The following is a 13,922-nucleotide window of genomic DNA, read 5'->3' on the forward strand; positions in this document are numbered from 1 at the left end:
GAAGGAGATATTTTCTATAGGAGGTGCTGATTTGGCAGCTAAAATAAAGGACATTGCTGAAAAAGCTGGATTATCCATTGCGACTGTATCTCGCGTACTGAACCAAGATCCCAACCTATCTGTCACGGATCAAACACGTGAGAAAGTATACGCCGCCGCTGAAGCTTTGTCCTATCAAAAGAAAACATTCAAACATTCATTAAAAAAAATCGCCTTTCTCTATTGGATGACCGAAAAGGAAGAGCTTGAAGATATTTATTTTAAATCCATTCGTCTAGGCATTGAGGAACTTACCAATACTCGGAGTTTAAATGTCACCGCTTACAATCCATCTGATGGGCTTCACTCCATTGATCCTTCTACAGAAGGGATCATTGCCATCGGCCGATTTAAAACGTCAGAGCTTGACCAATTATATGAGATCACCCAGCATATCGTTTTTATTGATACGTCACCAGATGAAGACCGTATTGATTCTGTAAAGCCAAACCTGAAACGAATTGTTGAAAAGATCATCGATTCTTTTATTGAAAAAGAGCACACATCCATTGGATTCATTGGCGGCACAGACCTAGATCTGAATACGAATGTACATATTCCAGATATTCGAGAAACGACTTTCCGTGAATATATGATGGCTCACAATGTCCTTGATGAACGATTTGTCTATGTCGGTCACCATTTCTCAGTAGATGAAGGTTATGCGCTGATGATGAAGGCGATTGATGAGCTTGGTGATGACCTGCCTTCCGCTTTTTGTGTCGCTAGTGATCCTCTTGCCATCGGCTGCTTACAAGCATTAAATGAGCGAGGATTTTCTCTGCCGAACCGCGTGAGCGTCTTTAGTATCAACGATATTCATGTGTCTCAATATGTGTCACCACCGCTCACCACGTATCATATCCACACGTCTTTACTTTGTGAAACAGCAGTTGATTTACTGTTAGAAAGACTTGTAGACGGCAGAACATTACCGAAAACTGTGCTGATTGCCTCAGAACCTGTCTTTCGAAAAAGTACAATCTAAACAACTGGAAGCCCCATCCAATGTGGAGGGCTTCTTTTCTCTCTACATCAGTAAAAAATTTTACTTAATAAATTTAATAAAATATGTTTACTTTTTTTACTCAAGTTGATATTCTCACATTAAGAAAGCGTTTTCTTATCATCTGTGAAAAAAGAACGAGAGGGGATTACTAATGAAAAAGGGAAAATGGGCGACATTATCAGCAGTCGTTGGGACTGCTGTGCTTCTGCTTTCAGCTTGCGGACCGGGAGATGACAATTCAAGCGGAACACAGCCAGCATCTACAGGTACAAAGACCTTACTAGTGTGGGAGGATGTCAAAAAAACTGAGGGGATTCAAGACGCTGTAAAAGAATTCGAAAAACAACATGATGTGAAAATCAAAGTGGTCGAAAAAGCTTATGCCGACCAAATCGAAGCTCTCCGTCTAGATGGAGCAGCTGGGACAGGTCCAGACGTCATCACGATGCCTCACAATCAAATTGGATCAGCTGTCACTGAGGGGCTATTACAGGAAATCAAGCCAGATCAAAAAGTGATCAACTCCTTCACAGACGAATCGATTCAATCACAAACGGTAGATGGAAAACTGTATGGTCTGCCAAAATCCGTTGAAACCACTGTCCTTTTTTATAACAAAGATCTTGTCAAAAAGGCACCAACGACACTTGATGGCTGGTATGATCTTTCGAAAAAGCTGACAAAAGACGGAAAGTACGGTTTTGTTGCGAAATGGGATGAAATTTACTACGCACAAAGTGTTTTAGGCGGATCTGGAGGCTATATTTTCAAGCAGAAAAATGATGGCTCTTATGATGTCAATGACATTGGTCTGAACAATGATGGCGCCATCCAAGGCGGAGAATACATTCAAAAATTCTTTAGCGAAGGACTTTTCCCGAAAGGCATCATTGGTGAACAAGGAATCAATGTCCTCAACTCCTTATTTACAGAGAAAAAAGCAGCAGCCGTCATTTCTGGTCCTTGGTCATTTGGTCCATATAAAGAGGCGGGTATTGACTATGGTGTGGCCGAGCTGCCAACACTCCCTAACGGAAAACATATGAGCTCATTTTTAGGTGTAAAAAGCTACAACGTCTCCTCTTATTCTAAAAATAAAGAACTTGCTGAGAAATTTGTTGAATTTATCACGAACGAAAAAAATTCAAAGAAGCGCTTTGAATTAACAGAGGAAATTCCACCAGTGAAAAAACTGATGAAAGATCCAATCATTACGGAAAACGCAAATGCGGATGCTGTTTCTAAACAAACGAAATACGCCACACTGACACCGAACAATCCTGAAATGGAAGAGGTGTGGAAGCCGATTGATAGTGCATTAGGTCTCATTGCAACTGGTCGTACAGATGTGAAAAAGGCACTTGATGATGCGGTCAATCAAATCGACTCTCAAATTAAAGCAAATCACTCCAAATAACCATCAAATGCGGGTAGTCTATCAAACTGCCCGTAGTTGATCTAATTTTATATGAAGTAGGTGTTAGACGTGACGGGTAACCTTGAACTAGACCGCACACACATAGTGGAATCAAAGACACACCGGAGACGGGCGCTAATGTTCTCCTTTATACCCGGGATGGGGCAGATATACAACAAACAGTACGGCAAAGGGGCACTCTTTTTCCTGTTCGGCGCCGCTTTTTTGATTGTATTTTATGATTTATTCAATATTGGCTTCTGGGGACTGTTCACACTTGGGACAATGCTACCTCGTGACAACTCTGTTTTTCTTTTAGCAAAGGGGATTATTGCGCTGTTAACAGCTGGTTTTGGTATCGGCTTTTATGTACTCATGATGCGTGATGCTTTTATGAATGGAAAGAAACGGGATCAAGGGGTACCACTTCATTCCATCCGTGCTCAATATCATCAGCTCATCGATCAAGGCTTCCCTTACTTAATGAGCACTCCTGCTTTCTTTTTACTTCTATTTTCTGTTGTCTTTCCTATTATGTTCAGCTTTGCGCTTGCCTTTACGAACTATGATTTATATCACTCGCCTCCTGCCAATCTGATCGACTGGGTAGGAATCAAGAACTTTCAAAATATCTTTTCCATTGATATTTGGAGAGACACCTTCATTGATGTACTTGGCTGGACCGTCGTATGGACTTTGGCCGCGTCGACCCTTCAATGTGCCCTCGGCATATTTTTAGCGGTTCTGCTCAATCAGAAGGATTTAAAGGGAAAACGGTTTTTTAGAACCATTTTGATTCTCCCTTGGGCTGTTCCGGGCTTTGTGACCATTTTGGTGTTTGCTGGACTGTTCAATGATACATTTGGGGCCATTAACAATACACTTTTTGCATCGATAGGGATTGATCCAAAACCATGGCTAACAGATCCATTTTGGAGCAAAATTGCCCTCATTGCGATGCAGACTTGGCTTGGATTTCCTTTCGTTTTCATTATGACAACAGGCGTTTTGCAGGCGATTCCCGAGGATTTATATGAGGCTGCGACCATTGATGGAGCCAATTTTTTTCAGAAATTCCGGTCCATCACGTTACCGCTTGTTCTCTATTCCATTGCACCCATCCTCATCACACAATATACGTTTAATTTTAACAACTTTAATATCATCTACTTATTTAATGGCGGGGGACCGCCTGTTGCGGGGTCAACCGCTGGGGGAACGGACATCTTGGTGTCTTGGATTTATAAACTCACGATGCAGTCCTCTCAATATGCACTCGCTGCGGCTGTCACGATTTTACTTTCAATCTTTGTCATCGCCATTGCACTCTGGCAGTTTAAGAGAACGAATTCATTCAAAGAGGAGGACATGATGTGATATGGGATCAAAACAAAACAAGCTCATTCGCCTGAGCATTACTTATTTTATCCTTTTCATTGCCTCCATTTGTATTCTATATCCACTGCTTTGGACGATCGGTGCTTCCTTTAATCCTGGAAACAGCCTTATGAGCACAAGTATGTTTCCGAAGAATCCAACGTTCAGTCACTTTACCGAGCTCTTCTTTGGCCCGGGAGCACTTTATGCAAAATGGTATTGGAACTCCATGAAGATCAGTATTGCCACAATGCTGTTAACGCTGATTCTTGTTAGCTTTACAGGCTATGCCTTCTCTAGATTCCGTTTCAAAGGACGGAAAAATGGGCTGATGCTCTTTTTACTGCTGCAAATGATTCCTCAATTTTCAGCGCTGATTGCGATTTTCGTTTTGGCTCAAATGCTTGGGCTGATTAACAGCCATCTTGCATTGATTTTGATTTATGCAGGCGGACAAATTCCGATGAATACGTATTTAATGAAAGGCTATCTTGATGCGATTCCGAAGGATCTTGATGAATCAGCCAGAATGGACGGCGCAGGGCATTTCCGAATTTTCATCCAAATTATTATGCCGCTTGCTAAACCTATTTTGGCGGTTGTCGCCATCAACTCATTTACAGGACCACTGGGTGATTTCATCATCTCCAGTGTCATTGTCCGCTCACCCGAAATGTATACACTCCCGATCGGTCTGTACAATCTTGTGTCAGACAAAATGGGGGCCAGCTACACGACCTTTGCAGCCGGGGCTTTACTCATTGCGATTCCAGTCGCTTTATTGTTTCTTGTGTTACAAAAACAATTTGTGTCCGGCCTCACACAAGGCGGGACAAAAGGATAAGGGGAGATTTGATGAAGAAATGGATGCTCGTCACGGTTGTCGTTTTCTTTTTGATGGGATTAGGGATTTTACCTGAAGCAAAAGCGGATGCAATTTCCGTTCAGCCGATCAATGGACTGCAAGGTGATTTCATTAAAGGAGCCGATATCTCCATGCTTGCGGAAGTGGAGAGAAGCGGCGGCAGATACTTCGACCAAAATGGAAAACAGGTGGACCCGCTCAAGCTATTAAAGGAAAAAGGCGTCAACTATGTGCGTATTAGACTGTGGAACCACCCATACGACAATCAAGGCCGTGCCTATAATGGCGGGACAAATGATCTCAATACAGCCATCGCTTTATCGAAACGCGCAAAAGCACAAAATATGAAAGTGCTGCTTGATTTTCACTACAGTGATTTCTGGACTGATCCTGGTAAACAGTTCAAACCGAAAGCATGGGCATCTCTTTCACAAAACGATTTAGTAAAAGCGGTTGGCACTTACACAGGGGATGTACTCAAAGCGATGAGAGCCCAAAATGCACTGCCGAACATGGTACAGGTCGGAAACGAATTGAACTCAGGCATGCTGTGGCCGAACGGCAAAAGCTGGGGTGAAGGCGGCGGTGAATTTGACCGGCTCGCCGCTTTGCTAAAGGCTGGCACAAATGCAGTCCGCTCTGTCGATTCAAATATCAAAATTATGCTTCACCTTGCCCATGGTGGGGACAATGGCGCCTCCCGCTGGTGGTTTGATGAAATCAACAAACGAGGCGTCTCATTCGATACGATCGGTCTATCTTATTACCCGTATTGGGACGGCGGATTTAGCGGTCTTACTAACAATATGAATGATATTAGCGTCCGCTATAACAAAGACGTCATCGTGGTAGAAACCGCCTACGGTTTTACAACAGCAAATGGCGACAACCTAGAAAACTCATTTAACCAAGATTCAGTCAATACTGCCGGCTACCCAGCTTCACCTCAAGGCCAGGCATCTTTTATACGAGATCTATCAGAAAAAATTTCACAAGTGAAAAACAATCGCGGGAAAGGTTTCTTTTATTGGGAGCCGCTTTGGATCCCAGCGAAAGGCGCCCCGTGGTCAAGTCAATATGGGCTGGCTTATATCCAAACAACCGGTACGGCCGGAAATGCTTGGGAAAATCAAGCGATGTTTGATTTCAACGGAAAAGCACTGCCTTCTCTAGACGTATTTAAACAAATGACACCGTAATTAAAAGGATAGGACGTGACAAAATGGGAAAGCGTTACCCACTCGTTCACCCAAATGTGAAAGGCTTTTTGCATGGTGGCGATTATAATCCAGATCAATGGCTTCATATGCCAGAAATCATTGACGAAGATTTTCGATTAATGAAGCTTGCACATTGTCAAACATTCTCCATCAACATTTTCGCATGGAGTAAGCTAGAGCCAAAAGAAGGTCAGTATGATTTTGCATGGCTGGATGACATTATGGACCGCTTGGCAGCTCAGGGGGCACACGCCATTCTTGCAACGCCAAGCGGGGCACGACCTGCTTGGCTGTCACAAGCATATCCAGAGGTATTGCGCGTCGAAGCGAACCGTCAGCGTAACTTACATGGACTTCGCCATAATCATTGCTTCACCTCACCGGTTTATCGAGAAAAAACGAATACACTCAATCGTTTGCTCGCTGAACGCTACAAGGATCACCCAGCACTGATCATGTGGCACATTTCGAATGAGTACGGCGGCGAATGTCATTGTGATCTCTGCCAGGAAGCATTTCGAGACTTTTTGAAAGACAAGTACAATCATGACCTTGAAGCTTTGAATCAAGCATGGTGGACAGGATTTTGGAGCCACACGTATAGTGATTGGTCACAAATCGAGTCACCTGCACCGCACGGGGAGCACATGATTCACGGGATGAACCTAGATTGGAAACGCTTTGTCACAGCGCAAACGATCAATTTTTATCAAAATGAAATTGAACCGCTTCGGGAATTGACGCCCCATATTCCAGTGACCACCAACTTTATGGGCGACTACCCGCATATGCGCCCATTTCTTGGACTGGATTATCATCAATTTGCAAAAGAGGTCGACGTAATTTCATGGGATAGCTATCCAGCATGGCATAGCGGCAGGGAAACAACCGCTGAATTAGCGTCAAACGTTGCCTTCGTTCACGACTTATATCGTTCATTAAAGGACGGTCAGCCATTTCTCGTGATGGAAAGCACGCCTAGCCTCGTGAATTGGCATGATGTGAATAAAGTCAAACATCAAGGAATGGCTCATCTGTCTGCTATGCAGGCGATTGCCCACGGATCAGACTCAGTGCTTTATTTCCAGTGGAGACAGGGTCGAGGTGCCTCTGAGAAATTCCATGGCGCGGTAGTCGATCATTCCGGACATGAACATACGCGAGTGTTTCAAGAGGTCGCTGATCTAGGGAAACAGCTGGAGCAGCTGCAACCCATCGCGGGGACATCCGTTCAACCAGAAGTCGCCATCATATACGATTGGGAAAACCACTGGGCCATTGATGATGCACAAGGCTTAAATAATACAAACAAACGCTATGTAGAGGCTTGTCAAACTCACTATCGAAGCTTTTGGAAAAAAGGCATTCCTGTTGACATTGTCGGCATGGAAAAGGATTTCTCATCCTATCGTGTGCTCGTTGGTCCAATGCTCTACATGATCAAACCAGGCGTGGCAGAAAAGATCGAAGCATTTGTCAAAGAGGGCGGCATTTTTGTGGCAACGTACTGGAGCGGCATGGTCGATGAAAACGACCTCTGTTTCCTCGGCGGTTTCCCCGGTCCTCTCCGCCATGTACTTGGCATTTGGGCTGAGGAAATCAACACATTGATGCCAGATGAACATGTATTAATGACCACAGGAAATGGACGCACCTACCATGTCGGGCAATATTGCGAATCCATTCATCCTGAAACGGCCTCTGTGTTAGGACATTTTGAGAACGGCTGCTACGAAGGACAGCCAGCCCTGACTGTCCATCCTTTTGGAGATGGAAAAGCATACTATATGGCTTCCGAAAATGAGCAGATTTTTTATGATGAGTTTTACGAGGAACTCATCGCAGAAATGGAGATACAGCCCGTCCTATCAGCGGTGATTCCAGAGGGAGTCAGTGTACAAAAACGAACAGATGGCACTCAGGAATATGTGTTTATGATGAATTTTACAGAAGAGCAGCAGAACATATCACTAGATTCAGCGGAAAGCTATGAAAATATCCTGACTGATGAGCAGGTGCCAGAGAAGCTTCAGCTTGATCCTTACGAGTACATCATCTTGAAAAAATAATTTAAAAGAAGTGTTCATTCATTGGACGCTTCTTTTTATTTAGATAAATCTAAATACCTATATAAATATATTTATTAGTAGAAATGTATATGAACCTTTATATTTTATCTAAATTTTTTGACATGTTTGATACCGCACCACGAATGGATTCACCATCCTTTTTTACCATTGTATAGGTATGAAAGCGGTTGCCTAATGCTCATATTTTTGATACCCTTTTTTTCAATGCAGCTGTGGGACTGCATTGTGATAAAAAGAGCAAACAAATGTAAACGGTTTATTGTAGGGGGAGGGTCTTATGTTAACGCTTGTTGGATTGTTGATTATTTTAACGATTGTTGTATTGCTGATTTGGGGGAAAGCAAGTCCAATTGTCGCCATGGTCATGGTGCCTTTAATAGGAGCACTGATTGCGGGATTTGGGATAAATGACATTCAAACCTTTTTTGAAGAAGGAATTATCAAAGTATTGCCGGTGGCGACCATGTTTATCTTCGCCATTTTATTTTTCGGCATTTTACAAGATACAGGGTTCTTTGAACCTGTAATTAAAGCATTAATTAAGCTGACAAAAGGAAATGTTGTCACAGTTGCAATGGGAACTGCTTTAATTGGGATCATTGCTCACTTAGATGGAGCAGGGGCTACAACCTTTTTATTAACTGTACCTGCACTGCTGCCACTTTATAAAAAATTACATATGAGTCCTTACTTGCTGCTGTTATTAATTGGGACGAGTGCTGGATTAACCAATATGATTCCTTGGGCTGGTCCGACTGGACGGGCAGCAAGCGTCTTGAATATGGATCCATCTGAACTCTGGGTGCCGCTTATTCCGATCCAGCTCATTGGGGTGGTGCTCGTGTTAGGAATGGCGTTCTTTTTAGGAAAGAGGGAAGAAAAACGAATTCGGGTGAAAATTGCTGCAAACGAAGTAGCTGCTGTTCAACTAGAAGGCGCCGATTGGGATCGTGCCATTCAGTCTATTAGCGAAACAGGTGACGCTTCTTTAAAGCGTTATCATCTCATCTGGGTGAACCTTATTCTATTTGTCTGTGTTGTGGTACTTCTCGTGTTAAACGTAATTCCTGCTAGTTATATGTTTATGATTGGCCTGTCACTAGCACTGTTGATTAACTTTCCGAATGTAAATTTACAGATGGAAAGAATCAAGGCGCACGCACCTAGTGCACTGATGATGGCGGCTGTTATTTTCTCCGCAGGTTCATTTTTAGGAATTCTTGAAGGTACAGGGATGCTGAAAGCCATTGCGGTCGACAGTATTCATATTTTACCAGCTTTCTTACTGCCATTTTTACATATTATTGTCGGGATGCTTGGAGTGCCGCTCGATATGCTGACTAGTACAGACGCCTATTATTACGCCCTTCTGCCAATTGTTGAATCCATTACATCTGAGGTTGGCGTATCTGGTACTTCAGCGGCATATGCCATGATGATTGGGAATATTATCGGAACCTTTGTCAGTCCGCTTGCACCTGCTGTTTGGCTCGCTGTAGGCCTGGCAGGGGTGGATATGGGGAAACATATCCGCTACTCCTTCTTTTGGATGTGGGGATTCAGTATTATCCTTCTGTTCGTGGCGATGCTAATCGGTATCATTTAAAAAAAGAAAGACATGCGTACAACGACGCATGTCTTTTTCTTTGTATTATGAAGGATATTCACTTGTGTGAATGTCTGTATTCGGCTTTCTAATAAGAGACATTAATCCAATGATAAACAATAGAACCATTGGAGCGAATGCAAGACCGATTGTTCCAATTAAAAGAGTCACAGCAGACACCAAGAAAAGAACACCTGAAATCACGGCACGGCGGTCTGTTTTCAAGAGAATAACACCGACAATCGATAGCACTGCTGCAATTCCAGAAACGACCATAAACTGCGTACCAAATGCATTAACTGAAGCTTGAAGCGTTTCAATCGGTAATGTTTCGCCTTCCTCTTGTAGCACTTCATTAATTTCATTATAAAATGATGGACCTACCGAGAGGATTAATGCTCCAAATCCAACACCAATGGCATTGAGGACAATACTAATAATCCCCATAATTTTTTCACCTTTACGACTAATCATGTGTAAACCTCCTAAAAATTTTTAAAATTTAACTGCCTGTTTTCACTTCTCGTTTTTGGAAGACAATTAAGGCAATGGCCAAGAAAATAGCCCAATAGATGACTAGGACGATTAATGAGAATCCTAGAGACATACCTTCGATAAGAGTAACCTGTTCCATAAAGTATTGGGATGGATCGTTTGCAAATAACAAATATTTTGACCAATCAAAGAAGAGCATTAAAATACCTGTAACTGATCCACCCACAATATAAGCTAACACACTAATGGCAATGGAGATGGCTTCACTTCTAAATACTGTAGAAATGGCGAACGAAAGGGTTCCCAAAACGACAAACATTGCACAATGAGCAAGATAATAATAGATCATATTTGCAAACTGCGAACGTTCAATCACTTCACCATTGTGATACACCAAATTCACATAATCAGTGCTAAGTCCAAAGAAAATAGCACCCAATATGAAGGACAAGATAAATAGCACCACAACAAGTAAAAGAGCATACAGCTGTACTGTAATATATTTAGATATTAGGATCTTTAGCCTTGATGGTGGACGAATCAATAATAATTTGATTGTACCATGCTTGTATTCAGCCGACACAATAGTGGAAGCAATAATGATCACAAACACACCTACTAGCTGAAGTAAATTGGCGTTTGTTTTCACATAATCCCATACACTGTGGCTAAACTGATCAGCTGGCGGCAAGTTATGCTTGATTCGATAATCATTAATAGCGATCTCTTTTTCAAGGCTTCTTTTAAAGAAACCATTCTCTGTCTCTTTGAGCTCTTTCTTGTTCTCCGTATTCATCATTTCTAGCTGAGTTTTCCATTCACCTGAAGCTTGATCTTTGTCATTTGTTTTCACTACAAAGATCAGTGTAGCAATCATACCTAAAACAAGAAGTCCAACCATAATCCAAGTTCCAACACGATAACTGATCTTCATCCACTCGTTTTGAATGAGGCGTATCATACGTCTGCCTCCTTTTTACCTGTTAAGCTTAAGAACTTATCTTCTAAGGTTTGCTTTTCTATTTTGATTTCGTACAAATGAATGGACGCGCCGCTCAAATGACGAATCAATTCCGGCATTTTCTCTTCTGACAAGGAGAAGAATAAATACTGCTCCTCTTCTCTTACAGTCGTGCCTTCCTCAAATATACCAATGAGTTTCTGGGCTTCTGCCAGCTCACCAGATGCGACCTTCATTCGGTAATTGACCAAATCGTCTTGATTCGTCTCTGCACGCTGATCCTCAATCGCAATCAGCTTTCCTTTTTGGATAATCGCAAAACGATCACACATCAGTTCCATTTCTGACATGAGGTGACTTGAAACAATGACAGCTAGCCCTTCTTCCTTTGCAAGCCTTCTCAAGTAATCTCGTATCATGCGAATTCCCTCTGGATCAAGTCCATTGGTCGGCTCATCTAATATCAGTAGTTTTGGTCTATGTATAAGTGCTTGCGCAATGCCTAAACGCTGCTTCATGCCTAATGAAAACGTTCGGACACGCTTATGTTTCACGTGCTGTAAGCTGACCAGCTCTAGCAGCTCATCAATTCGTCCTTCATCCACTTTCCCATTCATTCTAGCAAAGTGAACAAGATTTTGTCTTGCCGTTAAATGATTATACATTTCTGGGTTTTCAATAATGGCACCAACATCTTGGATGGCATGCTGATATGAGGATTGAATACTATGGCCATTAATCAGAATGTCACCAGATGTAATTGGAGAAAGACCGACCATCATACGAATGGTTGTTGTTTTCCCTGCGCCGTTTGGTCCTAAGAAGCCAAAGACTTCGCCTGCTTGGACAGAAAAGCTCAAGTCTTGAACGATCTTTTTCCCGTGAATATGCCTAGATACATTATGCAGTTCTAAAACGTTCGTCACGTTACCTCTCCTTCTTTGTCTAAGTATCATCTATCATCTTATTCCCTGATAAACACCATGATCCGTTAAAAATAGAAGAACACTTCCATATGGTACAGCAATGCCCAAAAGTTGTGAAGGGGATTAGGGAAAATTTAGAGAATCCTCTGCCTTTTTTAAGGTAGGGTTAAGAAAACAACAATTTTTTATGTGAAAAGAGGCTTGATTTTTTAAAAATGAACCTTTTTCAACAGGTATATATGTATGGAATTTTTTTTAAGATTATTCCTTTCACCTATAAATAAAGAAATGAAAAAGAGGCCTCTACTGACAGCCTCCTTTCGTTATTATACCTTTTTCACAAACTCTGATTTTAACTTCATTGCGCCAAAGCTAGGAATTTTACAATCAATGTTATGATCGCCTTCCACTAAACGAATGCCTTTGACCTTCGTTCCTATTTTTAAAACGGAAGAAGAGCCTTTTACTTTTAAATCTTTAATGACAGTGACCGTATCCCCATCACTTAATAGATTCCCATTCGCATCTTTGACCACAAGCTGCTCCTCTGCCGCTTGTTCTTGTTCAAGTGACCATTCATGCGCACATTCAGGACAAACCAGCAGACTGCCATCCTCATAAGTATACGTTGAACTGCATGAAGGACAATTTGGTAGATTAGACATTTGTGTTTCCTCCAACTTTCTATAGCATTTCATACAATTTTACCACATTTCTATAGAAAGAATGTGATAGAAAAGGAAACATTTTTCATCGTTTACTTATTTCTTCCAATTGATATAGCAGCCGCAATATTTCGAGCGGTTCTTTCTACATGAATAGCCCCATCTCTCATTGCCTCAGAAAGAGAAGTTACACCTGGAACGATACTAAAAAGTGCATCAATGCCATGCTCATGTACGACAGCACTGTCTTTTGAGAGGGAGCCCGCGATACCAATCACAGGCAGGTGATACTGCTTTGCTGCTTTGGCTACACCGATTGGGGTTTTTCCATAAATGGTCTGCTGGTCAATTCGGCCTTCCCCAGTAATGACTAGGTCTGCCTCCTTGATGACATCATCAAACCGAACAGCCTTCAGCACAATGTCAATTCCTCTTTGCAAATCGGCGTGTAAAAAGCCTAATAAACTCGCACCAAGTCCTCCTGCCGCTCCTGCCCCTGCTGCATCTTCAAAGGATACAGTAAACTGCTTTTCTGCTATGTGAGCAAAATGAGCTAAATTCTTGTCTAACACTTGAACCATTTCTTCATCTGCACCTTTTTGAGGACCAAATACGACAGACGCTCCTCTCTTACCTGTTAAAGGATTATCCACATCACAGGCTGCCTCCAGCCGAACGGATTGCAGTCTTGGGTCAAGTCCAGATAGATCAATAGAAGCTAGTTGATGAAGGGCTCCACCGCCTGGCGATAGCTCCTGTCCTGCTTGATCAAGAAAAGCCGCACCTAATCCTTGCATCATTCCAACGCCGCCATCATTTGTTGCACTCCCGCCAAGCCCAATGATGACATGCTTTGCTCCTTGATCTAGTGCCGCAAGCATTAATTCCCCAGTTCCTTTCGATGTCGTAAGTAACGGATTGCGTTTTTCTTGCGGAACAAGGTGTAACCCAGAGGCTGCGGCCATCTCTATAACGGCCGTCTCACCGTCTCCTAACATGCCAAAAAAGGCATCGACAGGGTCACCAAGCGGGCCTGTGACTACTTGATTGATCATGTACCCGCCGGTCGCATCAACTAGTGATTGAACAGTTCCCTCTCCTCCATCTGCCATGGGAAGTTTAATATATTCAGCGTCTGGCAAAATCGCATGAAATCCTCGTTCGATGGCACATGCTACCTCATATGCAGATAAACTTTCTTTAAATGAATCTGGTGCAATCACAATTTTCATCCTAAAGCCCCTCGTTTCTT

At 42.5% G+C, this 13,922-nt stretch carries 12 protein-coding genes; 7 read left to right on the top strand and 5 right to left on the bottom strand.

The window, feature by feature from the left end; translation table 11 throughout:
- Nucleotides 1-31: 31 nt before the first annotated feature.
- The 7 genes from NSS78_RS18910 to NSS78_RS18940 all read left to right on the top strand — a co-directional run bounded on the left by NSS78_RS18910 (nt 32) and on the right by NSS78_RS18940 (nt 9,623).
- A complete protein-coding gene (locus NSS78_RS18910) occupies nt 32-1,027 on the top strand; it encodes a LacI family DNA-binding transcriptional regulator (protein ID WP_322000033.1) in 996 nt (331 codons plus the stop codon).
- A 172-nt stretch (nt 1,028-1,199) separates the two neighbouring features.
- A complete protein-coding gene (locus tag NSS78_RS18915) occupies nt 1,200-2,465 on the top strand; it encodes an extracellular solute-binding protein (protein WP_327839451.1) in 1,266 nt (421 codons plus the stop codon).
- Nucleotides 2,466-2,603: 138 nt separating this feature from the next.
- The gene (locus NSS78_RS18920) at nt 2,604-3,842 is read left to right on the top strand and encodes a sugar ABC transporter permease (RefSeq protein ID WP_080984766.1); all 1,239 of its coding nucleotides are present in this window, start codon (nt 2,604-2,606) and stop codon (nt 3,840-3,842) included.
- A gap of 1 nt (nt 3,843) precedes the next feature.
- Nucleotides 3,844-4,686: an ABC transporter permease subunit gene (locus NSS78_RS18925; protein WP_003215217.1), complete on the top strand. Its 843-nt coding sequence runs from the start codon at nt 3,844-3,846 to the stop codon at nt 4,684-4,686.
- Nucleotides 4,687-4,697: 11 nt separating this feature from the next.
- On the top strand, nt 4,698-5,906 hold the full coding sequence (locus NSS78_RS18930) for a glycosyl hydrolase 53 family protein (protein ID WP_137054148.1): 1,209 nt from the start codon (nt 4,698-4,700) through the stop codon (nt 5,904-5,906).
- Nucleotides 5,907-5,929: 23 nt separating this feature from the next.
- Nucleotides 5,930-7,996, top strand: coding sequence for a beta-galactosidase (locus NSS78_RS18935; protein ID WP_342468250.1), 2,067 nt, complete (start codon nt 5,930-5,932; stop codon nt 7,994-7,996).
- 298 nt (nt 7,997-8,294) lie between these two features.
- Nucleotides 8,295-9,623: a citrate:proton symporter gene (locus tag NSS78_RS18940; RefSeq protein WP_003214912.1), complete on the top strand. Its 1,329-nt coding sequence runs from the start codon at nt 8,295-8,297 to the stop codon at nt 9,621-9,623.
- Nucleotides 9,624-9,668: 45 nt separating this feature from the next.
- On the opposite strand, the gene NSS78_RS18945 is transcribed toward NSS78_RS18940, so the two are convergent.
- From NSS78_RS18945 to NSS78_RS18965, 5 genes are all read right to left on the bottom strand, one after another.
- The gene (locus NSS78_RS18945) at nt 9,669-10,097 is read right to left on the bottom strand and encodes a DUF4064 domain-containing protein (protein ID WP_003214965.1); all 429 of its coding nucleotides are present in this window, start codon (nt 10,095-10,097) and stop codon (nt 9,669-9,671) included.
- Between the two features lie 28 nt (nt 10,098-10,125).
- Nucleotides 10,126-11,079 (bottom strand): ABC transporter permease, encoded by a 954-nt coding sequence (locus NSS78_RS18950; RefSeq protein ID WP_003214722.1) that lies wholly within the window; start codon nt 11,077-11,079, stop codon nt 10,126-10,128.
- A complete protein-coding gene (locus NSS78_RS18955) occupies nt 11,076-12,005 on the bottom strand; it encodes an ABC transporter ATP-binding protein (protein WP_212045746.1) in 930 nt (309 codons plus the stop codon). The genes NSS78_RS18950 and NSS78_RS18955 overlap by 4 nt, the downstream gene beginning before the upstream one ends.
- Before the next feature lie 326 nt (nt 12,006-12,331).
- Nucleotides 12,332-12,670, bottom strand: a complete 339-nt coding sequence (locus NSS78_RS18960) for a zinc ribbon domain-containing protein YjdM (RefSeq protein WP_003215145.1) — start codon at nt 12,668-12,670, stop codon at nt 12,332-12,334.
- A gap of 92 nt (nt 12,671-12,762) precedes the next feature.
- Entirely contained in the window at nt 12,763-13,902 is a 1,140-nt protein-coding gene (locus NSS78_RS18965; protein ID WP_310026391.1) for a glycerate kinase, read from the bottom strand.
- Nucleotides 13,903-13,922: the final 20 nt, after the last annotated feature.

This window comes from Bacillus sp. FSL W8-0920 (assembly GCF_038593215.1).
GTDB classification, from domain to species: domain Bacteria; phylum Bacillota; class Bacilli; order Bacillales; family Bacillaceae; genus Bacillus; species Bacillus pumilus.